The following is a 25,826-nucleotide window of genomic DNA, read 5'->3' as shown; positions in this document are numbered from 1 at the left end:
TTCATTATAATCGGCATTTTAGCCTTTTTGTGTTTGAATAAGTGTAATTTTTAAATTTATTTTGTTTTTGCTGATTTATTCCGCACAGATTTCAAACTTTGTTTAAGCCTTAAAGCTTCATTATTTTGTCCCTCGCACATAAGTAATTTCACATATAAATCATAAATAGCTAAATTCTCCCTATCATCTTGCTGGGCTAAGGCTAACCATGTTCTTGCGCTTTCGCAATCGCTTACAGCCAACCTATCTTGTGCGATTTGTAGAATATGTGGTATTGAAAAGCTACCACTTATACTTTTAAGATTTTTACTAGTAATCTTTGGGGCATTCTCTAGTAAAATCTCACCGCCGCTACTAGATTCTACAAAGTGTTTAGAATCTATTTTTTGCCAGTCTTTTAGAGCATTAATAGGGATATATCCATTAAGTAACACCGAATCGTTCATAAGCGTTACTCTCACCCATTGAGATTCAATCTCTTTGAGTGTAATTTTTAGCTTAGTATTTGGTATATCTTGTGGGAAGTTTAGACATATTTTCTGCCCCTTTTGCACACTCTGAATCTTTTTTGCATTTTTATCTTTTTGTTGCATAATATATGCCTTTGGCAATGCTATTTGAAAACACGCAAAGCTTGTGTGTATGCGTTTTTGTGTGTATATTGTAAATGTTTCTTGCGTGTGCTTTTCTTGCGTCTCTATCTCTTTGTGTGCAACAAAGCCTTGCGGTATGCTGGATTCTGTAGTAAATGATAAATAGCTAAAAAAGCATAATGATATGGCAAATACGAATAAATAGTTTCTAAGCATATACTACCTTTTAGATTCAATTATAACTTATAATCTAAGCCTTAGGATAAAATATTTTATCTTTAATAAAATTACACAGAGTTTATTGTATATTTATAGTTATTCAATTTTCCAAGAATAAAATTATTGCAACATTACAAAATATCTCCGATATTTAAGAAAATTGCATAACTTAGGATAGAGATGATTTATATTCTTAAAACTGATACAGAGATACCAGACATAGATAAAAGGCTATTAAACAATGTGTCTATATTAAACCTTCTAAATGTTAGAATCTTGCCTTTTAGCATAACCAAGAAAGATTTAGAATCTATTGACTATATTTTGCTGACTTCAAAAAATGCGATCAAGGCGATAGCTCAACATGAGTATGCGTCTTTACTCTTAGAAAAAAGTGCGATTGTGATTGGCAAACGCACGAAAGAAACATGGATTAATGCGGGTGGTAATGTGCTATTTTGCCCGGAAAAAGCCTGTGATAGTATAACCCTTGCAAACTTGGCTTCAAGCTATGTGAAAGATAAGCATATTCTTTATTTATGCGGCAAAGATAAAGCAAACGATATGGCTAGTCTATTAGAAAATCAATGTAAAATAACCACAATAAATGTTTATGAAAGTTATGAAAATACTAATATGAAAAAATGTATGTTTGATGATGAGAGTATATTTATCTTTGGCTCTCCTAAACATTATAAAACATTTTTGGAATCTTATACATGGAATCCAACATGGTTTGCAATCTCACTTGGCGATACGACTTATGCAAGCTTTGCGGATGATATAAGAAAGCTGAATGCAAAGGGTGATTTTATCAAGGCATTGAAAGTCGCACAGGCTATGCGTAATGACACGCCTATGCAAGATAATGCGGACTTAAAAGATTCTTAACTAAAGATTTATATAATGAAGAAAGCAAGAAAAAAGCATACAAATAAATTCCTTGATGGAAGTCAATCGCGTGAAAAAAATAAGATAAATGCTACAAAATTACACAATATTCACAACAAAACTTCAAAATACAACTTTTTATCCGCTCGTCTCAAAGCCTTTATCACTGATATGTTTTTACTCAATATGCCTATACTCTACATTACCACATATATATTTTTGCAAGGCAAAGAGGATTTTTTACAGAATCAAATCGCAATTTTTTTATGTGAAGGATTATATTGCTTTTTACTCTTTTTGTTCTTTGTGATAAAGGGGCAAACCCCCGGTTTTCGCTATGCAGAGATTATGCTGTGTTCTGATTCTAGTGTGAGTGATAAAGATTTTGATGGAGAAAATGGGACAGAAAAGCCGCCAAAGGCATGGCAGGCATTTGTATTTATTGTTGTATGGCTAATTGAGCTTTGTTTCTTTTTATGGATATTTGCTTTTATGCGTAAGGACAAAAAGACATTGCATGAGATAGTATCAAAAACCCATATTATATATAAACCAAATCCTGCAAGAAAGACTATGCAATAAAATCTTTTTTTAGCTTCTATGTTAGATATTCTGTAATAATAGAGTATCGTATTCACATTTAGATTCTATTTAGATTGACAAAATAATTGCGTTTATTCTAAGCAAATAAGAGTTACAGAAGTAAATAAAACAAAGCAAAGTAAAGCTTTAGCTAAAGCAAAATTTCATCTAATGTTGTAAAGTAGCTTTTGCAAGATTTTATACACAAGCAACCTTGCATATAAAATAAGCAAAATCGCAATAAATTGCTTATATTTTATAAGTTCTTAGCTATGTATTAAAACACATAATTCACTTGGAATCTAAATCGTCCAAATTGTGGATCTCCAAATGCATAACCATAGGCTGCAAGCATATTGATACTATCTGTAAATTTATAGGTAGCACTCAATGCAACATCAAGGAAGCTCGCGGCTTTGATATGATTGCTAGCCCCATATAAGTTACCTGAAACATTGTTGAGATTTGTGCCATTTGTAGAACCTTTCTTCAAATAAAAGAAATGTGAAGCATCAACATAAGCTACATCAAGGGCTGCACCAAACTTTTTATAACCGATTTCAGCTTTTAGGTAAGGCACAATGATAGAAGAGTTTTTAAAGCCACCTACGCCTAAGATTCCAAAGCCATTTGCCTCAGCCCCAGAGTAGCTATTCCACAAATGTCCGCCAAGCTTTAATCCGCCTGTGTTATCAATAAGTGTGCCAAAGCCATCGCCAAAGCTACCAGCAAGACCTGCTGATGCACCAAAGAAGCCTGTAACTTTTTCTGCTCCATCTTCTTCATCACTTGCTTGTGTAAAATTGTATCTGTAATCAACGCGGATATTATACATACCACGATTTTTGGCATACCAGTCCTGATTATTAGATACACTATTTCCACCAAATAGTCCTATAAGACTTTTTGATCCGCCATACATATATGGTCTATCAGCCATTGAAGTGTATGACACCTGCCCTGTAAGTGTTAAGCTTTGATTTCCAAAATTTGCAGTATAAGCAATATCGCCAAACACCATAGCATTTACCCATCGATGAATCCCGCCATACCAAAGATTATAGGATAATCCTGTCTCTTTTGTAAAATCAGCACCGCTTTTTATATATGCCATAAACATATTATTGCCGATACCAGCCCCCTTAGCATCAATGCCCGGTAAAGATATATAAATGTCATCGCCCATCCAGCTATCCCACCATTGAAAACCAAAATTCATAGCACTCAAATCGTTATTTTCCGCAAAAACGCCGAGTGCTCTATCTAAATTATTATCATTAAAAGGTGTCCCCGGACTTCTTTGCCCCAGTCTTACAATCGTTTTTGTATTTAATGTCTCTTTACCATCGAGTGTAACATAGAAATCTCCAATATTAAATCTATCCACAAGAGAATCTATGGTTTGCCCTCTAGAGCCACCTATATCATTATCCGCAGCATTGTTATCAGGTGTGCTAGAACCTTTTGAGAAAAAGAGACCAGCAGACGCACTCACACCATAAATAGCGCCCGAAGTAATCGTAGGCTTAAAGCGAAATTGATACCTAACACCCTCCCCATCTCTTCCATCAACAGCATGCACACGACCAAATGCAAAACCATCAATACTTGCGTTATTAATCACATCAGATAGCTTTGCTGCCTCTAGGCTAGTAAGGCTACTTGCCGCTAAAAGACTACCTGCTACCACAATGCTACTTGAGCGGCGGCTGAAGAATTTGCTTCCTTGATTTTTCATATAAATCCTTTAAAGTGAGATTAGCTTATGTTTCATAGCTTTTTGGACTTTACAAAAAAAATGCTGAAAAGGCAATAAAATAACGAGAAAATGTAGAAAAAATATCAAAATGTAAATATGACTATTTGGTAATGTATATTTTAGAAACATTAATATTGTGAGTTGGCAAAAGTTTTGAGTAATAATATTTTTAAACAATTTTTAATTGTGATACTCTTAAGGTATGCATATTTAGCATTATGACTTACAAAATAATCTCGTATTAGTTATTTTAGATATAAACATGATAGAATCTCAGCGAAAAAAATAGCGATGAGATAGAAAAAGGTTGTTTGTGCGATTTTTGATTGATTTTTGTTCTGTAGATTCCATAGAAAAAAGCTTAGTTTTTCCGCTGCTTAATTGCTCTAAACATGAGGCTTCAATCCTGCGTGAAATAGTGGCTTTGTATATGCGTGGGGAAAATGAGATTGACATTCAAACATTTTTGGAGCAGAAATATTATGCAAAAGGCTTTGAGATATTGCCATATTTAAAGGAAATTTCACATTTAATAAAGCTTGGTTGGTTAGCTACTCAGGATAGATTCTCACAAGAAAGATGTGAGAGTGTGCTAGAGTTGCGTAATGCAGTCATTAGTGTCAGTCCTAATCTTTTAAAGCTTTTAGAGCATGGGCGTTTGTTTAATAGCGATATTAAAGATACTATTTATAATAACTCACTTGAATATCTGCAAGATGAGTGGAAGAGACTGCAACTCATGCGTCAATACAACAAGATTCAATCTGTGCTTAATACGAACTTATCGCAATCTTGTGATAACTACATCAACAATACATTAGCAAATATCATTAATACAAATGCGACAAAAAATACAAAGAAAATAAAAATACAGCAATACTTTAAAAAACATCATTTAAATTACCATGAAAAGCTGATTTTTATCTCTCTCACACAAGCTCAATATAATGGTGAATTTGGGCTATCATTAAAAGAGATTGTCTCACTTGGCAAAAATGAAGAAGAAAAGATCATTTTGCAAAACTTACTTGCAAGTAATGCAAAGCTACTTAAAAGTGGCATTATCACTTGTTTTGAATCTTTTGGGGATTTTTCATTTATGGAACAAGAGTTTTGCATACCACAGCATATTTTTAATAATCTTATGTGTGATAAATCTAGTCAAAATGCAAACCTTGAAGATGAGGTCGCAAAGAGTGAGATATTTGACATTATTACGCCAAAAAAGGGCTTAGATTCTGTAATCTTGCAGGATAGTGTAAGAGAGTATTTTGATATTTTATTGCAACATTTAAATCCTAAAGTGCATAAGCTATTGCATAAATGGGATATTAAAGAACATGCTGATATAGATTCTAAAATCCTATTATATGGGGCTAGTGGCACGGGGAAAACTTCTAGTGCGTATGGACTTGCTAAGGACTTAGGGCAGAAGATTCTCTATCTTGATTGCTCCAAAGTGCTATCAATGTATGTTGGCGAGAGTGAAAAAAATGTGCGTAGAATCTTTGATGAATATCATGCTATAACTATGACAACAAAAGAAAAGCCTATTTTATTGCTTGATGAAGCAGATCAGTTGCTAGGATCACGCAATGATATAGCAGGTAGCACGAGTCGCATGTATCATCAAATGCAAAATATATTCTTAGAGCAGATTGAGAAATTTTGTGGAATCTTGATTGCTACTACAAATCTTGTCGATAGTCTTGATTCTGCATTTTCAAGAAGATTTCATTATAAGATTTGCTTTAATATGCCCGATATTGCAATGCGTGAGAAAATTTGGTTATTACATTTCCCAAAACATGCGGATTTTAAAGATAAAAAAGAGAGAATTGCAAAGGAATTAAGCAAATTTAATCTTAGTGGTGGGCAGATAAAAATTATCACATCAAATACTTGCTATAAAGTCGCAACAAGAAAAGATTTGACATTTAGTTTAGATGATTTTATAGCAGAGGTAGAAAAAGAGCAAAATAGTGCTTTTGGTGATTCTAAAAAAATGGGCTTTAAACAATAATAAGGGATTCTATGCAAAAAATTATAAAAACGATATATTTTTTTATTCTATTATTCATTGCGTGTAGCATTAGTGGTTGCTTTTTGTTTGGAATGAAGGGCATTTTTGAAGGGAGTAATTATCAGATTGTAAAGCTTGAAATTGATAATAAGGTTGTCCTAAGTCCGCAAGAGCTTGCCTATCAAGCAAGAGAGCAAATACAAAGCAATCCAAATGCACACTTTACGAATACATATGATTCTACTACGCAAAGGCGATCAAGTAGGATTGATGATTTAAATGCAAGTTTTGAGCAATTAAGACAAAGAAATCAAGATGATGAAAATGATGATGAAAGCACGCCTGCTACAACACTTGCGAATATTGCTTTAAAGGCAACTTTTAATCTTGATAGATCGCAAGATATGTTATATGGAAAGGCTGGTTGCAATGACTACACAGCAAAGTTTTTTTGGCAAGATAGCACAAAAATCGTTATTTCTGGAGCAGCAAGCACAAGAAAGCCCTGTAGCCCAAAAGAAGTAGCAAATTTTCAAAATACACTCATACGCAATCTTGATGGAATCTATGTAGTAACAAAACTAAAAAATAGAAAAGGCTATGTGCTAAACAATGGGCGAATGAGAATTTATATAAAATAGCTGATTTGGGTCATATTGGATAAAGAATCTTATTGTATGCATATTTATTTTTGTGTTTTGTGTCTCACATGAAATTTGCAAATAAGTGCGATATTGCATCTATAAAATGAAATTACATGGTTTTCTATCTGTTTGTCAATTAGAATGCTTGTAGATTCTGCATGCTTTGCTTGTGATACTCTAAGGGTATGGCTTTAAGAAATTTATGTTTCTAGTCTGTTGATATGGGGTCTCAATGTTGTGTAAATAACATGAAATATAACAGAGCAATCCCCTATATATCCTAGAATCTGAGATAAGATTGTCTTATTCATAGATTGCCAAAAAATGGGGGTCGCCCTTTCATTCATTTCTCATCATTGTAAAAAAAGATCAATTGCTTTGTAGTCTGCCCTATTGTGATAATGATCCCTATCTGCTTTATTCCTAGAGTATCTAGCCTATGGAAAGGCTGTAAAATACTGCCTTAAAATTTTTAAAAACTTAATATAGAAGCGTTGTGTTGCAAGTGAAGTAACAAAGGAATTTCAGTTTCTGTGCGATATAGAATCTCGGTTTCTAAGCCTTTTGTTCTAAGCCTTAAAAACAAAAAGATTCCATGATGAATAGTAGCTAATTTATGCTCGTTACTTATTTAAACATTCAAGCGCATATTTTTTGCCGAGTTCATAAGCCTTTTTATTGACATCTGCGACTTTTGCAGGCACTTTGCTAAGCATGGTTTCAATTACTAGCTCTTCTGGGACACAATTTGTAAAAGTAACGGTTGCAGCTAGTGCTACAACACTTTGTGTTACTACATTGCCTACTTCTTCTTTTGCGATTGTAATGATTGGAATCTCATAGATTCTAAATCTTTTTCTATCTTCATCAGTAGGCTTTACAAGGTTTGGCTCCAATACGACAATACCCTGTTCTTTTATGCCAGACTTATAAATATCATAACTCATCTGTGCAACAGATAACATAAAGTCGATATTGCCATCCATTGCGTAAGGATAGAGAATCTCTTCCTTATCGAGTAAAATATCAACCTTTGTAGGACCGCCTCTCACTTGGCTTGTATAAGTAGAAGCTTTGACACCATAACCACCGCCTCTAATCTTAGCTTCCGCTAGAATCTCACCTGCTAAAAGGACACCCTGCCCACCAACGCCTGTAAATCGTAATTGATGTTCCATTAATGTCCTCCTTTTTTTGCGGTTACTTTTGCTTTATATGCAGCATAAGCTTCACAATACTCTTCTGTTTCTGTATCATGCTTTAAAATGCCTGTTGGGAATTTCCCTTTCTTTTCCTCTTCGCTTAACTCATCATATTTGCGTTTTGGTAAGATTCTAGAATCAAGCCATTTAAGCATATCAGTAGCCTCTATCATTTTATTTTTTCTACCAAGATTCACATGGCAGTTTGAGTTAATATCAAAGAGACTAAAGCCTTTGTGTTTAAAGCCCTCAATTAGCACTTTTTCAAGCTTTTTAGGGTCTAAAATACTCTCTCTTGCTACAAAAGTCGCCCCTGCTGCCGCACCCAACTCGCAAATATCAAATTGATTATCAATGTTGCCTCCGGGTGCTGTAACAGTCCAAAAGCCTTTTGGCGTTGTCGGCGAAGTCTGTGAGTTTGTCAAGCCATAGATAAAGTTATTCACAATAATATGATTAATATCAATATTTCTGCGGCATGCGTGTATAGTATGATTCCCACCGATTGCTAAGCTATCGCCATCGCCACTTACTACGATTACATGCTTATCTGGATTTGCAAGCTTTATACCTGTCGCATAGGCTAGAGTTCTGCCATGTGTTGTATGCACTGTGTTGCAATTCACATAAGAACTCATACGACCACTACAGCCAATCCCACTCACTAAACACACATCGTCCATATTCCAGCCCACTGCATCAATAGCGCGTATAATACTTTTCAAAATCACGCCATCGCCACAACCCCAACACCAAAGTGTTGGCATTTTTTCTACGCGTAAATATTCATCATAATTAAAAGCCATATTTCTTCCTTTATCGCTAATCTACTTCATAGAACGCAATTTTTCAATCACTTCGTTTGGTGCAATAGTTCGCCCATTTGCACGACCCATAAACTCTACTCTTCGCCCAAGTATGCGTTCAACTTCCTCTCTATACTGCCCTTTATTTAGCTCTACCATGATAATTTTTTTGAATCTCTCGCCTATTTTCTTAAGCTCTTTTTCCGGGCTAGGCCAGATTGTGATAGGGCGGAATAAACCAGCTTTAATCTCATTGGTTTGACGCAACTCATGCAAGGCTTCTTTAATACCCAAAGTAGCACTACCATAAGATATGATCGCAATATCTGCATCTTCTAGATAAAGCTCTTCGTTATTACTTAGATAGTCTGCCCTGCTTTCTACTTTATTAAATAATCTATCAATAAGGGCTTGTCCTTCAGCAGCATTCTCTGTTGGGAATCCAATCGCACCATGATGCAAACCTGTGATATGATAGCGATAGCCTTTAAAGAAAGGATTTAGCACAGCGGGTTCATCTGGTCCTACTCCATAGGGTTTATAATCTTTTGGATCGCCACTAAACTGCTTTCTTACCTTATTGTTTTTTTGCACTTCTTCTAATGTTGGAATCTGTGTTTTACCATACATGTGTCCCAAAGTCTCATCAAGTAGTAAGAATACAGGCTGCATAAACTCTTCTGCGAGATTAAACGCACGCACACTTTGCGTATAGGCTTCCTCTAGTGTCCCGGGAGCTAATGCAATGGATTTATAATCGCCATGTGTTGGGTGCTTTGCAAAGGCAACATCACCCTGCCCTACCCTTGTTGGCATACCAGTAGATGGACCAAGTCTCATAACATTTACAATAACGAGTGGAATCTCTGCCATATAACCTAAACCGATTTGCTCAGCTTTAAGAGAAATGCCCGGACCAGAACTTCCAGTCATAGCTTTTACACCACTCATAGACGCACCGAGTGCTACAGAGATCCCACTGATTTCATCTTCCATTTGGATAAAATTACCACCATGATGGGGCAGTAAATGTGCCATTTCGTGCATAACATCAGAGCTTGGTGTGATTGGATAGCCACCATAAAATTTACAACCAGCATCAATTGCACCCATTGCAACAAGCTCATTTCCACCTGTAATTACCTCACGCATTGTTTGCACCCTCCTCAATCGCCATAAATCTATTTGCTTTTATTTTCTCTGCTCTCTCTTGTGCAGCCTTATCTGTTTTTGCAAATTTAAATTGCTTTCTATCGGCAACAGTGATAGCAAAATCTGGACAATGCAACTCACACTCCATACAACCAATACAGCTTTGTGGATACATAACTTTTACAATCTTGCCTAACACTTTATGTGCATCAAGCTGCATGGCTAATACACCGGCAGGACATCGCGATACGCAAATATCACAAGCTTTGCAGCGTTTTTCATTGACCCACACAGGTGTGTTTTCAGGCATTAAAACATCTGACATATTTAGGTTCTCCTTATTAATATTTTGAACTTTTGGGTTAGTTTAAAACTTTGACTAGATTCTATATCTATGGATTCTATATAGAATCTAAGATTAAATTTGTGTTAATCTATAAAATCATATAGCATATTGATAGCTACAAGCTATTTTTGTTTGCAGCATAAAAACATAGCAATATATAATTTTACTATTTAATACCTTTATCAGCTAAAAGCTTTTTCATTGTTTCGCCAATAACTGCTGGGCTTTCTGCTACCATAACACCTGCTGCACGCAATGCTTCTTGCTTTTCTGCGGCTGTGCCTTTACCACCGCTTACAATCGCACCTGCATGTCCCATTCTCTTACCTTTTGGTGCTGTAGCCCCAGAGATAAATGCTACTACTGGCTTTTTAATCTGCTCTTTAATTAAAGCTGCAGCATCAATCTCTAAGCTACCGCCAATCTCGCCTACCATAACAATCGCTTTTGTTTCAGGGTCTGCTTCAAACATAGGTAATATTTGTTTATAGCTTAAACCAATGATAGGGTCGCCACCAATACCTACTGCAGTTGAGATTCCTAAACCTTGTGTTACAAGCTGATTAGCACTCTCATAAGTTAGCGTCCCACTTTTTGAGATAAGCCCAATATTCGTGCTAGATTTTTTGAAAATATAGCCCGGCATAATACCGATTTTACACTCATCACTTGTGATAATACCCGGACAATTTGGTCCTATCATATCCATGCCTTGCTTTTTCGCATACATTTTTGCAAACATAATATCTTTTGTAGGCGCACCTTCTGTAATTACAACTGCGAGTTTAATGCCCCCTGCTGCTGCCTCAATAATCGCATCAGCAACAAATGCTGGTGGCACAAATATCATGCTCACAGTAGCCCCAGTCTTAGCTACGGCTTCTTTAACGGTGTTAAATACAGGTTTGCCTAAATGCTCACTGCCACCCTTATTTGGTGTAACACCGCCTACAATCTGTGTGCCATAAGCCATACACTGCTCACTATGGAAGCTCCCTTCCTTTCCTGTAAAACCTTGAACGATTACCTTTGTGTTTTTATTTACGAGAATACTCATCTTTCTATCCTTATATGATTTTAACTTGTGCTTACTTTGCTGCTGCAACTACTTTTTGTGCGCCATCTTTCAAGTTCTCTGCTGCGATTAGATTCTTAATACCAGCACCTTTTAGAATCTCTTTTGCCTTTTCTGCATTTGTGCCATCAAGTCGCACAACAACAGGCACTTCCACACTTGTAAGCTTTGTAGCCTCAATGATTCCATTTGCAACTCTATCACATTGCACGATACCACCAAAAATATTCACAAAAATAGCTTTTACATTCTTGTCTTTTAAGATAATCTCAAAGCCTTTTGCAACCGTTGTAGGATTTGCACCGCCGCCTACATCAAGGAAGTTTGCAGGTTGTCCACCCTCATATTTAATAATATCCATAGTAGCCATTGCAAGTCCAGCTCCATTTACCATACAGCCTACATTGCCCTCTAGTTTTACATAGCTAAGATTGCTTTCACTTGCTTCGATTTCACTAGGCTCTTCTTCTGTGAAATCTCGCATAGCCACAATATCACTATGTCGATACAATGCGTTATTATCAAATCCAAGTTTTGCATCAAGCGCTAAAAAGCTACCATCACCCGTAAGAATCATGGGGTTAATTTCCACTTGTTCTGCATCTTCATTAATAAATACTTCATAAAGTGCTTTTGCAAACTTACTAAATGGCTTTTGCTGCTCTTTTGTGAGTCCTAAACCAAGTGCCAATTCAAGTGCATGGAATGATCTAAAACCTATGGTAGGATCAACTGCTACTTTAATAATCTTTTCTGGACTTCTCTCTGCAACCTCTTCAATCTCCATGCCACCTTCTGTGGAAGCAATGAAAATCGGCATTTCAAGCCCTCTATCAAGCACAACGGCAATATAAAATTCTTTCTTAATATCTAAGCCCTCTTCAATATACACACGACCTACTTTTTTACCTGATGGTCCTGTTTGGTGTGTTACCAAAGTCATACCAAGCATAGAATCTGTAAGCGTTGCCACTTCATCTAAACTTTTTGCAAGTTTTACACCACCTGCCTTACCGCGTCCGCCTGCGTGTATTTGTGCTTTCACAACCCATACGCTACCGCCTAGCTCGTTCGCAATAGCCTTTGCTTCATAGCCATTATTAGCCACTCTACCGCGTGGTGTTGCTACACCATATTTTCTTAAAACCTGTTTTCCTTGATACTCATGTATATTCATGTTATGCTCCTATTTTTCACGAAGGAATTACAAAGTGAAACACAGGATAGCACATCAAAGTGTTTTGTGTAGTGCTAGGCTTGTTGCGTTTCGCTTTGGTTAGCAAATTTTCTTACAAATTCACTTAAAAAAAGTTAAAATGTGATAAAAATTCACAAAATTTACTCAAAGTGTTAATTTTTTACCTTTTTTATATTTTTGAGATGTTCTCCATAGGTTGCGCTAAAGTCGTGTGTGCCGTTTTTATTACGCATAAAATAGAGATAATCTGTCTTTGCTGGATTTATTGCCGCTTTAATTGCATCAATGCTTACGCTACCGCTTGGTGTATGTGGTATCCCGCTATATTTGTAGGTATTAAACTCACTTAAATCATTGCGTATCCTATCTGGTGTAATGCGAGTATGAGAGTATTTGCCATAGTTGAGAGAGCCATCCATTTGCAAGGGCATATTTTTTGCAATGCGATTATCTATAACGCTTGAGACAATTGGCATTTCAGCAACATTTGCTGCTTCTTTTTGTATGATGGACGCTTTTGCTACGATTTGAAACCATTGCTTTTCATTATAATAGCCTACAAGTTTATTTGCTAGATTTTTATGCTTTTCAAGTGATTGATTGATTAAGGTTTGCATGATAAACTCAGGATTGGCATGATAGGGCAGACTATAGGTATTTGCTAGTATTACTCCATCACTATAAGGGGCATATTTATTATAAAGAGATTCTAACTCATTGATATTAAAGTTAAAAGTCTTTGCGATTTGCCTTAAAAAAAAGTAGTTTGTCTCACCCGGTATTAAAGTAACATTTTTCATAGGGGCTTTTGAAGTAGCAAGGGCATTTAGAAATTTCCCTTTGCTTAAAGTCGTTTGTGGTAATTCTATCCAGCCGCTTTGTGGTCTGCCAATAAGTCGCAAAAAATACGCATCAATCAAGCTTACATTATAACCTTTAGTCTGCAAATGTGTTATAATTCCTTTCGTTGAACCCTTTGGAATAAAAATGATTTTCTCTGAATGCAAGGGGATTGAAAGATAAAAACATATACCAAGCAACAATATTAAACACAATTCAAAGAGTATATTGATAATGCCAGATAAAGAAAATAATGAAAACTTAGCTTGTAATTTAGAAGCAAGCCAAAAAATAAATGAATTAGAGTTAGAAGATTCTAAAGTATTCGATGATGGGGGTGTAGCTACTGCCCCACTACTCCAAGTCAATAAGGTAAATGGCGATGATGAAAGCATAGGCTTAGATTCTAAAGAAAGAGATTTAGAATCTAATGTTTCCCTATCAAGTGAAAACACATTGCGTTTAGATAAAGAGTATAAAGACTTCGAATTTCGTGATTTAGATTCTAGTATATCGGATTCTACTATACTAGATTCTGTTAGTTTGGATTCTAATGATTTAGATTCCAAAGCAAAAGCTCTGTTCCTAGAAGAGAATCTAAACGCACATAAATCGCTTGAAAATGATTTAAACTTGCAAGAAATGAGCCTTGCTTTGCAACAGAGATTAAACACACAAGATACAATGCACTTAAACCACATACACACACCTTATATAGATTTTTCAAGTAACAATCATACACTAAAACAAATAAGACCTTCATTAAAACAGCCTAGTAGTAATGAAAATATAGCACACTCTAACGACAAAGATTCTATACAAACACAAGATTGCAATAATCTAAACATTGCAAACAATATTCCAAGTAAAAAAGAAAATCCTAGCCAAACAGAATCTAGCACAAAACCTGCAATATATACGCTAGATGACACTCCGCATGACACCATAGAAAAAAAGGATACTAAAAAGCACAAGAAGAAAACAAAGAAAAAAGGTAATCCACTATTAAGACTTATTATATTTTTTGTAGTGATTCTTAGCGTTACGATTATAGGCTATAAGATTCTGGCAAATGGAATCTCGTTTCAAAATCTAAAGTTTGGCAATATAGCTATACATAATGCTTTTTTACAACTACAAAATAAGTTAATACTAGAAATAGATTCCATTGATTTAAGCACACTTAGCAACAACGAAAATAAAGATAATACACAAGAAACAAGACCTTTTAATGAGATTTTGCAAAACACAATACAATACACGCAAAGGACACTTTATATACTAAGCTATTTTGAAAGACTAAATATAAAAGAGCTTGTATTACCAAATAATCACAAATGGAGTATTGACTACACAGATACAAATTACCGCGTGCAAGGTGCTTTATTTGACGCAGATTTCGCTATCAATAATAATCACAATAATATACTTTTAGACATCAATAAGTTTCAGTTAAAGACGCTGCCCCTGCATTTTGAAGGAAATCTTAATTTTTCTGTGCCAAAGAAGCAATTATCCTTTAACCTAGAGACAATAAAAGATGATGATAATGAAAAAATCATGCTTTCAGGAGACACAAATTTCAATGAAATTAATATAAATGCAAAAAGCAGCCCACTCAATAATCTAGCCATTATAAAACCATTTATAGATAATATACAAAATCCAAAGCTAAAGAAAACCTTGCAAGACTGGCTATTTAACAATATTAAATACGATAATTTGCATTTAAGTAATCTAGCTATGCGCATTAACCTAGATGATATAGGCAATACTTTACTACATAACACACAGGCAGAAATCATTGTAGAAAAGCCAGAAGTTACTCTAGCAAAAGGGGTAAAGCCAATCCTTGCAGAACAAGCGGTAATAACTTTTAAGGATACTGATTTAAAGATTACGCCAATAAATGCTACATTTGCAGGTATGAATCTAGCTCAATCAGAAGTGCTTATAGCAAATATGCCTCATAGCGATGTGATTATTGAATTGCATGGAAAAAATGTGCGATTTGATTCTAATCTTGCAAAGCTTTTAGCGCATTATGGTGTAGTGCTGCCTATTATGCAAAATTCACTCACACAAAACACGAAAAAATCAAAACAAACAAAAACCAAAACGGAATCAAAAAATACTAAAAAAACATTAGATAGTGTGATAAATACCACAGAAGATGCTGTAACAAAAGCATTGCAAACTAAGCAAACACTGAATACAGAGCAAACCACGCAAACAAATACAAATGAAAAACAAACACAAATAGCAACCAATGAGAATCTCTATGAAAAGATTCTAGAGTTAAACCCACAAACAACACTCACAAATGAACTTTTACATAATCCAAACCTAACTAAATCAAGCACTAAAGAAACCACAAGTATGCACCTACAAATTGCAATACGACATAATAAAAAGATTCCAACGCACCCATTATTCTCACTGCAAGGCATTATCCAAGCCCAAAATACAAGCCTAAAATTATATGATATTCCACTACAAGCCAATAATCTTAACATTGCCCTTGATATTACACCACAACAAAAGCTTGTGTATATCAATGGCGAAAGGGTAAAATGGCAAAGGCTTATGGACGCAAATGTCAATGTCTTGCTTGATATAAATAAGCAAAATATACAAGCAAACACCTATATACATAAAGCCATATTAAATACGCATAATTTGCAGGATTTAAGGTTAGCACCAAATAAGCCGACCATACATTTACCCAGCCCAAATAATGAGAATCTTAAGGCAAATAACAATGATTCTAAAATTGCCCTATACACTAAGAATCTATACGACATAAAAAAACAAAAAAAGATAAATCGCCCTACCCCACAAGAAGACCCTAAAGATTCTATACAAAATCATATCGCACAAAATAGTGGAATCTATCTTGAAGAAAGTATGCCTTATAGCAATACCCAAAAGATTCTAAAATATTTTGATGAGTATTCAATACAGCAAACAAACATGCAAACACCAAATAATAGCATAAGTAGCGACTCGCATAAATTACTAGAAGATGCAAGAAAGCAGCAATTACAAAATAAAGAACTCTCCCCAGAAGTGATTAAATCTCTGCCTAAACAAAATATAAAAGATGATGGAGAGAGGGCAAAAGAAGATGATAAGGTATTGAAAGATTTAAAAAACAATCCTGTATGGAATGACCTAAAAATCCGCAGTAAAAAAACCCAGCCTTTCAAGCAACTAAGCACAAAAGAACTCACAGAGTTAGCAAAACAAGCCATAGAAAAAGAAAAAGATTCATTCATGCTAGACCAAGACTTCTTAAATATCAAAAATGCAAATATTCATTTGAATCTATCCTTTGCGAATAATAAAATTGTCCTTGATGTCCCAGCTTTAAGTCTGCATTTAGAAAGTGGTAAAAACTTACAACTAAATATTGCAAAAATTGAGAATATCTTGCAGTTCTCCCCATTAGCCCAATACTATGGCATAACGCATGGGGATTTCAACTTGCAAACTACACCTTATCCAAAAACAAAGCAAGAAAGTTTTAAAAGTATAGATTTTACACTCAATCTCACAAAGCTAAAACACCCTTTATACACTATCAAGCATGAACGCGTTACAGATTTGAATCTAAAAGGGCATTTGCAAGATAACTCTATCGTTGTGCTTGTAAATGATGATATTGACTTTAAAAGTCAAGATTCTCTTAGTATGTTACGCATGAAGGGCTATCGCATTGACATTGATGAAGCAATGCAATCAAAGATTCCATTCTTCATAGATTTATTTAAAGATAAGCAAAAAGACGCCCTGCCCTACTCTGAAGCAGCGATTTTACAAGAGTTAAAATTCATTGCAATTAAGAATAAATTAAGAAAGCAAATGAATATAAAGCCAACAGATTTTAATATCATTGGGCAGGATTTGCAATTTAGCTTTTTGGGCTATACTGCACCTTTTGATTCTGTAAATATCCGCTTTATTGATAATCGTATCGTAGTCGATGGACAATATGGCAAGGGTATTTTAAATGCTTCGCTTATTAAAGATAATGTATATGTAAAGGCAAAAAATTTTAGTGGAGATTTTATCAATATTATTCTAGCTTCTGCAAAAGGTGGCAAAAAAATGCTAAATGGTGGGGCATTTAGCCTTGATGGAATCTATCGTGGTGGAATCTTAAATGCTTCAATAGAACTTCAAAATACCGCATTAATCGATTTTAAATCAGTCCAAAATATTTTCGCCCTAATTGATACAGTGCCATCTCTCTTTATGTTTAAAGACCCACACATCTCTGCAAAAGGCTATCAGGTAAATTATGGTAAGGTGATTTTTGCGATTAATAGCGATTATGTCGGCTTACAAAATGTATTTTTACTTGGTAGCTCTATGGATATAAATGGACAAGGCATTATCGATATTGATACGCAAGAAATGAATGTGAATCTAAACATTTCTACAATTAAAAATCTTAGTAAATTCATCAATAAGATTCCAATCATAGGCTATTTGATATTAGGACGCGAGGGGCAAATCAGCACAAACCTTATTCTAAGTGGTAAATACTCTGACCCAAAGGTTAATATCACACTTGCTGCTGACATTATCAAAGCACCATTTAATATTTTAAGACGCGTTTTCCCGGTTGAAATGCTAGTGAATAGCTCAAAAGATGAAGAAGAGATGATTTTGTATTAATGATACATGAGAACAATAAAGTGGTTGCTTCTATACTCTAAAGTTTTGCTTATTACTAGGCGTAACAATACTTTTAGAAACTAATTTCACAATACAATCTTATAAAGAGCAAGGTAATTAGAAAACTTGCGATATCATAGCCACCACGCCACAAATACTCAAGATTCTATATCTAATTTTTCACATAAGGTGCGATGATATGCTGTAAAAAGGTGGGGAGTCTAAAGACACTAGTATGCAGGTTTGCGTTATAGCATTGTAAATTATCTAGCATATCGCTTTTTTGCAGTTGTAAATCGGCTAAAGGGTGTGCGTAGTTGCTTAAAAACGCATAGAAACTAGGGGTGAGTGTAGGTAGCATAAAAGGCATCATCACATGTCCAAAATTCATGCCAAAGGCTAATGTATCAAGAGCTAAACTTGGTTCTAGATAGCAATTAGCAAGCCCAAAAACGCAAATAAACTTTTCACTTGCCATTTTTTTTAGTGCCTCAAACTCATATAGTTTTGGGCTAGAAGCATGGATAATAATATCATAGCCAGCTTGCTTAATATCCATAAATCGCTCATAAAAAGCGATATTTACATTCTCTTGTATTTCCTTAAACTTAGGGATAAAGCCACTTAATGTATAAAGGGCTTCCATATCACCTACCACCATATCTACGCTCATATCATGCTGTGCAAAATGATTAGCAATCGCTGCATTCAATGTGCCACAGATGAGAACTCTTTTTGGATTTGTAGCTACACAATAGGGAATATAGGTAAGCATTTCACTTTCAATAAAGTTATAACGCTGTGTCATTACTGCTTGTCGTGTTACTTCTTTTTTATCATTTTTAAAACTAATAAGTGCAATTTGCTGCAATGCTTCAGTATTAAACAACTCAATATCAATTGTCTTACCCTTATAGTCTGCAAATTTATTTGTAATAGCATATTGATTCTGAAAGTTTCTTGTAACTTCACTTGTCATCCACATAAAAAACCTTTATTTGTAAATGGTCGCATTATAAAGCAAAAATAGTCAATTCATGATAGTTTATCTCTGTATTCCTACGATTTTCTCTATCGTCATAAGGATTTTTTGATAAGACTTTATCTACATATTCTGCAATCTTTGCACGATATCTGGTGTAAAGAAAAGTTCATTTGCAATAAAGCGGAAGTTAATAAGCCCTGCTAAATAACCATCACCCTCAGGCAGTTTTGCTCCAGCAGTAGCATCACGCACAACACCTACTTCAAAACCCTCTGCAAGTAAATCACGCAAATGGGAATCAAGATGCACATTTGCATCCATACCGCATAAAATCACCTGCTTAATCCCACTGATACGCAATTGAGTGGTTAAATCACTCCCTTTTAATCCAAAATCCTTTCTAGGTGTTGTAAGGATTGTTTTATTATCAAGTATAAAGGGTTTATATTCAGGCAAGAAATCTGCCCCGCTTTGCTCAATATCATTGGCATTCAAACCTTTGCCATTACCATAGGCAAGCTTTGTCCCACGAGAAAAGTTTTTCATAGGTGTTTTTGGCAAAGTTTTTAAATCTTGACTATTCCATACCACATAGGACACAAATGTAGGCAAACGCAGGGCTTTTGCCACTCTAAAAAGCATACCGATATTCTCAATAGTATTATTTTCTTTAATACTAGCACCATATAAGCTCCAGCCCACACCTTTTGGGCTAAGAAAATCAATCTGCGGATTCACAACCACAAGCCCAACGGAATCTTTTTGTAGCTTCATCTGTGTTTTTGGAAGTAGCATTTTGTCACTATCTACATAGAGTGGATTAATATTTATATAGTTCTGTTTGCGTGTTTGCTCCTGTGCTTCATCAATTGTTTCAGCATGAAGCTTTGTGCCAACTAACACACTTGCACCTAAAGCACCTATCTTTGCAATCCTTGCGATACTCTCTCTGCGATGAAAGTCTATTTTATCTTGCTCTATTGTCTTTTGCATAATAAAACCCCTATATTTGAGAATAGATTCTTTTATATCGAACATTTTATAAGTTTATTGAATCTGTTAGATTCTATAAAGTTTTGCGATTTAATTTTATGCTACCTATGCAATATTTATTTTGCTGTTTTGTTGAGATTATTTCGCGTATTATTTTCACTTTGGCAATGTCTCGACATAGACGCTTTGACTAGGAAAAGCAAAACTAAGGTTGCATTCCTGCACGATTGCCATGATTTTAAAGATTATATCTTCTCTTACCTCAAAATAATCTTTTTTTGAAACACTTTGAGTGAAGCATTCTACTAAAATATTTATTGAACTATCAGCAAGGGCTTCCACACAGACAAAAAGTCCGCTTTTATAGCCTAAGAAATCATCAAGGGAAATAATGTCTTTTCTTAGAGTCATGAGTTGTGTTTCTTCTTGATTATAGATTGGCGTTGTTACTACTTCTGGGTGGTCTAAAAGCATTTGTCTAATACTTGCTACACATTTTTTTAGCTTTGCTTCATCTGCATCATAGGTAACGCCTACACTCATTTTTATTCTTCTGCCAGCTTTTCTGCGACTCCAATTGCGTATAATCTTCCCTGCTAATTCTGCATTTGGGACAAAAAGCAAGGCATTATCTGCGGTGCGAACGGTAGTTCTTCTTAGTCCTATTTCAACCACAACACCATCAACACCATTGCACTCAATCCAATCGCCTTGAGAGAAAGAATTATCAAATAAAAGCATAATGGAGGCAAAGAAGTTTGCAAGTATATCTTTTACTGCGAGAGCAACGGCTAATCCCCCTAAACCAAGTGAAGCAATAATTGCAGATACATTAAAGCCCAAATATTTTAGGATAAGCAAACATGCGATAATAATAATAACCGCATACAAGGCTTTTAATATAAGATTTATAATCTCTCGTCTAAACTCATTATTTCGTTTTTGCAGAATCTTTGTTAATAGCACCGTGCCATAGCTTTTCACTAAAGCTACCATAAACCATGCAACATTTACTATATACAAGATATTAAACCACGCTTCAATCTTTTCTGGCTGTAAATGCGGATAATACAGCACGCCAATACAAACACGCAAACTCCATGCAAGTAGAAACAATGAGATAGGTTGCAATAGATTTTTTTGAATAGCAGCATGCAAGTCTTTATCTTGATTTGTAAGATGGATAGCAAGGTCCATAAGATAGACGACAATCTTTGTGATAAGTTTGCGATATGCCCACAGGATAACAAAACATAAAAGCGATAAAACTATCTTAATAAAAACCAAATTCCCATGATTAACACTCATAAAGTTTGAGAGAAGTTGCAGTGTCCATCGCATACAAGCATGTAGTATCGTATTTTGTGGCACAAGCTCATCTGCATGCCATTCTAAATATGAAACAATCTCAATGGCACTTGCGAGTGTGTTTCTGTATTTTTCTATTTGTAGTTTGAGATTTTTTTGCTGTTTTGTAGGGATTTCAGCTGATATATCAAAGGTTGTTGGCATGGCATTTAATGCTTGGAGTGTTGGCTGTATAATATCTACCACTTTTTGTTTTTGTGAAAAAAAGTCAATTTGCTTTCGCAAATTTTTAAAGAGAGTAGCTAAATGAGATTCTACAATAAGATTGTTTTTGGCAATTTCTTCTTGTAAAATTAAAGCATTATCATGCTGGATTTTAGCATCATTTAGCTGCATGTCAATTCTCATTTGCATTTGTTTGTTTTCATCTATATCAAAGCCTAAGCTTTGTTTTGTATTCCTAATATTAGCGATAAAGTTTTGGAGTAAAAGATTTTTTTGTGCGATTAATTCCTCTTTTTGTTTAAAATCATAGCTTCCTTGTAATGCGTGAATCTGCCATGAAATATCTGTGATATGCTGAAACAATAGGGCTAAACTCTCAAAATGCAGGGGCAAAGATTCTGCATTAAGTTTTTCTTGCTTATTTGTATCTTTACTTGTTATATCTTTTGCAAAGACAAGCACACAAATACTACAAAGCATTAAGAATGCACTGAGATAATAATGTAATTTTTTCATTATAGAATCCTGATTTAGAAAATTAGGGCGTAAGTCTTGCAATAAAGCCTCTATCAAAACCCGCATAATCTTTATAAAAAGTTGGCTTATAACCCACATTTAAAAGTATCTCTTGCATACTCTCTTTTTGGTCATAGCCCATTTCACATATAAGAAATTGTATTTGCTTCTCTCTTGCTTGGAGGATAAGTTTTTTTAGAATCTCATCGCCTTTTTCACCACCAAAAAGCGCAATATGCGGCTCACATAGCACTTCTTGATTGAGTGGATAGCTATTTGCGATATAGGGCGGATTAGCAACTAAAAGTGTGATTGGTTTTCGCATGATAAGATAAGGCGAAGAAAGCAAGTCAGATTCTACAAAATCACAGCGATTTTCTAAACCAAGATTCTGTATATTATGCTTGGCAATATTTAATGCTTCCTTGCTAATATCAGTAGCGATCGCACAAGTCTCTTTTGCATGTGTAAGGATCGCTGCACTAATCGCACCGCTACCGACACCCACTTCTACAAAATGCGTAATATTATGTGCTTTGATAATCTCTAGGGCATGTTCGACTAAAAGCTCTGTCTCATGGCGGGGGATTAGCACCTTATTATCCACATAGAGTTCTAGATCATAAAAACTTGCTTTATTTGTAAGATACTCAAGCGGCACACCATTTTTACGCATAGCAAGTATTTTAAAATAGCGTTGCTTATCAAAGTCTGTAATCTCTTTTTTTGCGTTCGTATGCAACTCTACACGAGTCATATTTAAGATATGTCCTAATAGGATTTCAGCCTCATAACGCGGACTTACGATATGAAACTCTGGTGCTTTTATATCAAGTGATTGACGCACTCTATTACTCTCTTTTGGAGAATCTTTTGGTAATTTTTCATTCTCAAATGAGTTAATATCAGCGAGTAAAAATTGTGTCTCATACACAAGTTTTTTAAACTCTTCAAGATTCATATCTTTTAAAAATGCAATCGCAATACGCAACAATAAATCAATTTCCATCATGCAATCCCCCAAGTGCCTTAAGTCGCTCTAAAAGCGGCGGATGAGAATAGTAAAAAAATATATATGCTGGATGTGAATATGGAAAAGCCTTATTTTCATTTACAAGACGCACTAAAGCTTCACTAAGCGCCTTTTTACTTACACAAGACGCACCAAAAGCATCAGCCCTATATTCTGCCTTTCTGCTAAAATAACTTTGTATCGGCATAAATAAAAATGATAATACTGGAAAAAGCAATATAGCTAGTATAAGAATACTGCTATCTGTAAAAGGTAGTCCTAAATACAAACATAAAGGTTCAAAAAATAAACCCATAATAGCAAACATAGCAAATAAAATAGAACCACTTATTATGATATTTTGTGTTATATCCCCATGCTTAAAATGTCCAAGCTCATGTCCCAAAATCGCAATCAATCCATCTTCACTAATCTTATCTAGCAGCGTATCAAATAGCACCACTCGCTTCATACTGCCTAAACCGCCAAAATACGCATTCAGCCTACCATCTCTCCTACTTGCATCAATGACAAAAATCCCACTGCTATGGAATCCTGCATGTTCCATAAGTGTGGTAATCCTTTGACGAAGAGATTCGTTATCCAAAGGTGAAAATTTATTAAACATTGGAGCAATAAGCGTGGGATAAACTAGCTGTATAAATACAAGAAATGCAAATACAACACAAAAGCCAACAATCCACCAAGAACTAAGAGATTCCATAATCCATAACAACAAGGCAAAAATGATACCAAGCAAAATCCCACTCACTACAAACATTTTTATGCCATCAAGCACAAAACCCTTTACACTTTGTTTATTAAAGCCATAATGAGAATCTATACGCTTTTGAGCGATACTAAAAGGTATATGAATAAGGGCGTGTAAGCCAAGAAAAGATAGAATCACAAGTAGATTTGCACCAAAACCACTTATAGGCAGCATATTATAAAATTGCGTAAGATAGGTAATACCAAAGAATAGCCAAAAAACTAATGCAATAAAACTAAAAATATGCTCTATTAACGCAACCCCGCAACGAGTGATAGCATAACTTGCAGCAATGCTATAATCATGTGCGTTAAGAATAACTGGCTTCTTTGTAGCATAAGTTTGTATATAACGCATTTGCAAAATATTTAAAACTATCGCGGGAGTAACAAACAATAGCAAATACGCCAAAATCACAAGATACAATGCAATCTCCTTTTTGCAATAAAAATCCCTTTTAACGCTAAAAAACCTTTAGTGTATTATAAATTTTTAAATATCACGCTAATATTATGCTGTAAGTTATAGTATTTGGTTGCAAAAAATGGGAAATTATGCTTAAGCCTACTGCTCACGCGCAGGATATGACGAGTAGATAAACAACTTAAGAAATAAAAAGTGAAATGGCAATGCGATTTTCATGTTTAATCACAGAATCTAAAGCTACCTACCTTGATTTCATAAAACCATTACACGCAAGAATGCACCATGCAATCCCACAAAAAAGACAAGTAGCTAAACCCACAGAAAAACAAATTGAATTAGCTAAAAAAATTGCTAAGGAAAACAACATTCCTTTACCTAGTGAAGTTTTAGAATCTATGAAAGCATGTAGCGACTTCATAGACAAAAACAAAAAAGAAAATCCACCCACAGAAAAACAACTAGAGTTTGCAAAAAAGATAGCAGAAGCTAAAGGCATTTCACTACCAAAAGAAGCAGAGACATCTTTTAAGGTATGTAGTGATTTTATTAATAAGCATAAAGCTAGCACAAACAAATCTAAGTAAGGAGATAGACTATGGCAACATACGATGAAAATGGCAATGTGATTGAAAATGAAGCACAAAACACAGAGATTTTTATAGACACAGATAATAACTTTGCAGACCACGAGTATGACACAGATGGTATTATCATAGAGGAGGATAACACCAATGATAACGAACAAGTCATGGATTTTACACAATTTGATGATAATCATACAACCTATGATGATTGTGATGACACGAGCAATGAAATATCAAGTGAAGTTTTAGAAGCAGACAAGATAGCAGAACAAACAAAGCAAAACTTTGAAACAGAGTTTAGCGACATAAACGATATGATACAGCAAACACAAGATTCTAATATAAAGGAACATGATGAAAATACGCAAGATATTGCAACTACTACGACTATACAACCCACAGCTACTAAGGAACAAGAACATGAGGAAAATAAAGAAAATCATGCAATACAAATGAAAAAGAATATTTAAAAAATGGAGATATGGATAATTATCGCAAAGAGATTGTAAAAGCAAAAGAAGTAGAGGATAAACGAAAACAAAATATTGCAAAAACACAAAATGAAAGTATCAATAAAGTGTTAAACTCATACAATCTTTACACAAAGGGCAGTGCAAGCAATGGTAGTAAATATAACATGCTTTACAGAAAAGACACACAAGAAATGATGAGTAAGATTCAAAAACAACTAAGCGATACAAAAATTAGAACAATGAATGAGAAAGAAAGACAAGAAGCCCTATTAAGAACACAAAGCATGATGTTGCAAGTTTTAGTATCACAATATGAAGTTATGCAAAATATGAATGCCAAAATATGAATACTCTATATGCAAGTATGGCATTAGATACAATAAAAGAAACAAATCCTGCGAAAGCAGACACAATTAAACCACAAAAAATTGAAAAATTTAAGCGTAATGACATAGGACAACCTGATTTCACATCAACATTTTTTGAGAGTAAAAGGAATTAGATATGGGTATTTTGCAA

The 25,826-nt window shown here is 34.8% G+C and carries 23 protein-coding genes; 9 read left to right on the top strand and 14 right to left on the bottom strand.

What is annotated here, in order from left to right:
- Positions 1-56 precede the first annotated feature (56 nt).
- A complete protein-coding gene (locus C6H17_RS09980; RefSeq protein WP_005218444.1) occupies positions 57-809 on the bottom strand; it encodes a hypothetical protein in 753 nt (250 codons plus the stop codon).
- 183 nt (positions 810-992) lie between these two features.
- On the opposite strand from C6H17_RS09980, the gene C6H17_RS09975 reads away from it, so the two are divergent.
- Together C6H17_RS09975 and C6H17_RS09970 are read left to right on the top strand one after the other, a co-directional pair.
- On the top strand, positions 993-1,703 hold the full coding sequence (locus C6H17_RS09975) for a uroporphyrinogen-III synthase (protein WP_005218445.1): 711 nt from the start codon (positions 993-995) through the stop codon (positions 1,701-1,703).
- Positions 1,704-1,718: 15 nt separating this feature from the next.
- A complete protein-coding gene (locus tag C6H17_RS09970) occupies positions 1,719-2,285 on the top strand; it encodes an RDD domain-containing protein (protein WP_005218446.1) in 567 nt (188 codons plus the stop codon).
- Positions 2,286-2,562: 277 nt separating this feature from the next.
- Here C6H17_RS09970 and C6H17_RS09965 read toward each other — a convergent pair whose 3' ends face one another.
- A complete protein-coding gene (locus tag C6H17_RS09965) occupies positions 2,563-4,023 on the bottom strand; it encodes a hypothetical protein (RefSeq protein ID WP_005218447.1) in 1,461 nt (486 codons plus the stop codon).
- A gap of 334 nt (positions 4,024-4,357) precedes the next feature.
- Here C6H17_RS09965 and C6H17_RS09960 point away from each other — a divergent pair, with 334 nt between their 5' ends.
- Positions 4,358-6,067, top strand: coding sequence for an ATP-binding protein (locus tag C6H17_RS09960; protein ID WP_020995677.1), 1,710 nt, complete (start codon positions 4,358-4,360; stop codon positions 6,065-6,067).
- 11 nt (positions 6,068-6,078) lie between these two features.
- Entirely contained in the window at positions 6,079-6,708 is a 630-nt protein-coding gene (locus tag C6H17_RS09955) for an META domain-containing protein (RefSeq protein WP_005218449.1), read from the top strand.
- A 626-nt stretch (positions 6,709-7,334) separates the two neighbouring features.
- Here the strand turns inward: C6H17_RS09955 and C6H17_RS09950 are convergent.
- From C6H17_RS09950 to mltG, 7 genes are all read right to left on the bottom strand, one after another.
- On the bottom strand, positions 7,335-7,889 hold the full coding sequence (locus C6H17_RS09950; protein ID WP_005218450.1) for a 2-oxoacid:acceptor oxidoreductase family protein: 555 nt from the start codon (positions 7,887-7,889) through the stop codon (positions 7,335-7,337).
- Entirely contained in the window at positions 7,889-8,719 is an 831-nt protein-coding gene (locus tag C6H17_RS09945) for a 2-oxoglutarate ferredoxin oxidoreductase subunit beta (RefSeq protein WP_004087010.1), read from the bottom strand. Before C6H17_RS09945 ends, C6H17_RS09950 begins: the two co-directional genes overlap by 1 nt.
- 21 nt (positions 8,720-8,740) lie before the next feature.
- Positions 8,741-9,871 (bottom strand): 2-oxoglutarate synthase subunit alpha, encoded by a 1,131-nt coding sequence (locus tag C6H17_RS09940; protein WP_005218451.1) that lies wholly within the window; start codon positions 9,869-9,871, stop codon positions 8,741-8,743.
- A complete protein-coding gene (locus C6H17_RS09935; protein ID WP_004087013.1) occupies positions 9,864-10,196 on the bottom strand; it encodes a 4Fe-4S dicluster domain-containing protein in 333 nt (110 codons plus the stop codon). The genes C6H17_RS09940 and C6H17_RS09935 overlap by 8 nt, the downstream gene beginning before the upstream one ends.
- A gap of 187 nt (positions 10,197-10,383) precedes the next feature.
- Positions 10,384-11,274, bottom strand: coding sequence for a succinate--CoA ligase subunit alpha (sucD, locus tag C6H17_RS09930; protein WP_004087015.1), 891 nt, complete (start codon positions 11,272-11,274; stop codon positions 10,384-10,386).
- A 31-nt stretch (positions 11,275-11,305) separates the two neighbouring features.
- On the bottom strand, positions 11,306-12,469 hold the full coding sequence (sucC, locus tag C6H17_RS09925) for an ADP-forming succinate--CoA ligase subunit beta (RefSeq protein WP_005218453.1): 1,164 nt from the start codon (positions 12,467-12,469) through the stop codon (positions 11,306-11,308).
- Between the two features lie 173 nt (positions 12,470-12,642).
- A complete protein-coding gene (gene mltG / locus C6H17_RS09920; protein WP_005218455.1) occupies positions 12,643-13,545 on the bottom strand; it encodes an endolytic transglycosylase MltG in 903 nt (300 codons plus the stop codon).
- Between the two features lie 19 nt (positions 13,546-13,564).
- On the opposite strand from mltG, the gene C6H17_RS09915 reads away from it, so the two are divergent.
- Entirely contained in the window at positions 13,565-18,013 is a 4,449-nt protein-coding gene (locus C6H17_RS09915; protein ID WP_020995678.1) for an AsmA-like C-terminal domain-containing protein, read from the top strand.
- A 172-nt stretch (positions 18,014-18,185) separates the two neighbouring features.
- Here C6H17_RS09915 and C6H17_RS09910 read toward each other — a convergent pair whose 3' ends face one another.
- The 5 genes from C6H17_RS09910 to C6H17_RS09890 all read right to left on the bottom strand — a co-directional run bounded on the left by C6H17_RS09910 (position 18,186) and on the right by C6H17_RS09890 (position 24,241).
- Positions 18,186-18,998 (bottom strand): hypothetical protein, encoded by an 813-nt coding sequence (locus tag C6H17_RS09910; protein ID WP_020995679.1) that lies wholly within the window; start codon positions 18,996-18,998, stop codon positions 18,186-18,188.
- A 120-nt stretch (positions 18,999-19,118) separates the two neighbouring features.
- Positions 19,119-19,991, bottom strand: a complete 873-nt coding sequence (locus tag C6H17_RS09905; RefSeq protein WP_005218460.1) for an isochorismatase family protein — start codon at positions 19,989-19,991, stop codon at positions 19,119-19,121.
- Positions 19,992-20,147: 156 nt separating this feature from the next.
- Positions 20,148-22,106 carry a mechanosensitive ion channel family protein gene (locus tag C6H17_RS09900; RefSeq protein ID WP_223808350.1) on the bottom strand — a complete coding sequence of 653 codons (1,959 nt, stop codon included), beginning with the start codon at positions 22,104-22,106 and terminating at the stop codon, positions 20,148-20,150.
- The gene (gene prmC / locus C6H17_RS09895) at positions 22,063-23,052 is read right to left on the bottom strand and encodes a peptide chain release factor N(5)-glutamine methyltransferase (RefSeq protein ID WP_223808351.1); all 990 of its coding nucleotides are present in this window, start codon (positions 23,050-23,052) and stop codon (positions 22,063-22,065) included. The genes C6H17_RS09900 and prmC overlap by 44 nt, the downstream gene beginning before the upstream one ends.
- On the bottom strand, positions 23,039-24,241 hold the full coding sequence (locus C6H17_RS09890) for a M48 family metallopeptidase (protein ID WP_223808355.1): 1,203 nt from the start codon (positions 24,239-24,241) through the stop codon (positions 23,039-23,041). The genes prmC and C6H17_RS09890 overlap by 14 nt, the downstream gene beginning before the upstream one ends.
- A gap of 212 nt (positions 24,242-24,453) precedes the next feature.
- Between C6H17_RS09890 and C6H17_RS09885 the strand changes: the two genes are divergently transcribed.
- The 4 genes from C6H17_RS09885 to C6H17_RS12580 are packed head-to-tail and all read left to right on the top strand — an operon-like array spanning position 24,454 to position 25,809.
- The gene (locus C6H17_RS09885) at positions 24,454-24,834 is read left to right on the top strand and encodes a hypothetical protein (protein ID WP_148374295.1); all 381 of its coding nucleotides are present in this window, start codon (positions 24,454-24,456) and stop codon (positions 24,832-24,834) included.
- Positions 24,835-24,845: 11 nt separating this feature from the next.
- Positions 24,846-25,304: a hypothetical protein gene (locus C6H17_RS09880; protein ID WP_005218469.1), complete on the top strand. Its 459-nt coding sequence runs from the start codon at positions 24,846-24,848 to the stop codon at positions 25,302-25,304.
- Positions 25,305-25,315: 11 nt separating this feature from the next.
- Positions 25,316-25,654, top strand: coding sequence for a hypothetical protein (locus C6H17_RS09875; protein ID WP_005218471.1), 339 nt, complete (start codon positions 25,316-25,318; stop codon positions 25,652-25,654).
- The gene (locus C6H17_RS12580) at positions 25,651-25,809 is read left to right on the top strand and encodes a hypothetical protein (protein ID WP_020995682.1); all 159 of its coding nucleotides are present in this window, start codon (positions 25,651-25,653) and stop codon (positions 25,807-25,809) included. The genes C6H17_RS09875 and C6H17_RS12580 overlap by 4 nt, the downstream gene beginning before the upstream one ends.
- Positions 25,810-25,826 lie beyond the last annotated feature (17 nt).

The sequence above is a fragment of the Helicobacter rappini genome, assembly GCF_900198625.1.
GTDB classification, from domain to species: domain Bacteria; phylum Campylobacterota; class Campylobacteria; order Campylobacterales; family Helicobacteraceae; genus Helicobacter_A; species Helicobacter_A rappini.
The sequence above is the reverse complement of the archived record's forward strand: the minus strand, read 5'-3'. Positions and strand labels throughout refer to the sequence as shown.

Excerpts from the sequence above, each read along its gene's own strand:
- C6H17_RS09980 (WP_005218444.1), bottom strand. The coding sequence starts at position 809 with ATGCTTAGAAACTATTTATTCGTATTTGCCATATCATTATGCTTTTTT.
- C6H17_RS09975 (WP_005218445.1), top strand. The coding sequence starts at position 993 with ATGATTTATATTCTTAAAACTGATACAGAGATACCAGACATAGATAAA.
- C6H17_RS09970 (WP_005218446.1), top strand. The coding sequence starts at position 1,719 with ATGAAGAAAGCAAGAAAAAAGCATACAAATAAATTCCTTGATGGAAGT.
- C6H17_RS09965 (WP_005218447.1), bottom strand. The coding sequence starts at position 4,023 with ATGAAAAATCAAGGAAGCAAATTCTTCAGCCGCCGCTCAAGTAGCATT.
- C6H17_RS09955 (WP_005218449.1), top strand. The coding sequence starts at position 6,079 with ATGCAAAAAATTATAAAAACGATATATTTTTTTATTCTATTATTCATT.
- C6H17_RS09950 (WP_005218450.1), bottom strand. The coding sequence starts at position 7,889 with ATGGAACATCAATTACGATTTACAGGCGTTGGTGGGCAGGGTGTCCTT.
- C6H17_RS09945 (WP_004087010.1), bottom strand. The coding sequence starts at position 8,719 with ATGGCTTTTAATTATGATGAATATTTACGCGTAGAAAAAATGCCAACA.
- C6H17_RS09940 (WP_005218451.1), bottom strand. The coding sequence starts at position 9,871 with ATGCGTGAGGTAATTACAGGTGGAAATGAGCTTGTTGCAATGGGTGCA.
- C6H17_RS09935 (WP_004087013.1), bottom strand. The coding sequence starts at position 10,196 with ATGTCAGATGTTTTAATGCCTGAAAACACACCTGTGTGGGTCAATGAA.
- sucD (WP_004087015.1), bottom strand. The coding sequence starts at position 11,274 with ATGAGTATTCTCGTAAATAAAAACACAAAGGTAATCGTTCAAGGTTTT.
- sucC (WP_005218453.1), bottom strand. The coding sequence starts at position 12,469 with ATGAATATACATGAGTATCAAGGAAAACAGGTTTTAAGAAAATATGGT.
- C6H17_RS09915 (WP_020995678.1), top strand. The coding sequence starts at position 13,565 with ATGCCAGATAAAGAAAATAATGAAAACTTAGCTTGTAATTTAGAAGCA.
- C6H17_RS09910 (WP_020995679.1), bottom strand. The coding sequence starts at position 18,998 with ATGTGGATGACAAGTGAAGTTACAAGAAACTTTCAGAATCAATATGCT.
- C6H17_RS09905 (WP_005218460.1), bottom strand. The coding sequence starts at position 19,991 with ATGCAAAAGACAATAGAGCAAGATAAAATAGACTTTCATCGCAGAGAG.
- C6H17_RS09900 (WP_223808350.1), bottom strand. The coding sequence starts at position 22,106 with ATGCGGGTTTTGATAGAGGCTTTATTGCAAGACTTACGCCCTAATTTT.
- prmC (WP_223808351.1), bottom strand. The coding sequence starts at position 23,052 with ATGATGGAAATTGATTTATTGTTGCGTATTGCGATTGCATTTTTAAAA.
- C6H17_RS09885 (WP_148374295.1), top strand. The coding sequence starts at position 24,454 with ATGCGATTTTCATGTTTAATCACAGAATCTAAAGCTACCTACCTTGAT.
- C6H17_RS09880 (WP_005218469.1), top strand. The coding sequence starts at position 24,846 with ATGGCAACATACGATGAAAATGGCAATGTGATTGAAAATGAAGCACAA.
- C6H17_RS09875 (WP_005218471.1), top strand. The coding sequence starts at position 25,316 with ATGGATAATTATCGCAAAGAGATTGTAAAAGCAAAAGAAGTAGAGGAT.
- C6H17_RS12580 (WP_020995682.1), top strand. The coding sequence starts at position 25,651 with ATGAATACTCTATATGCAAGTATGGCATTAGATACAATAAAAGAAACA.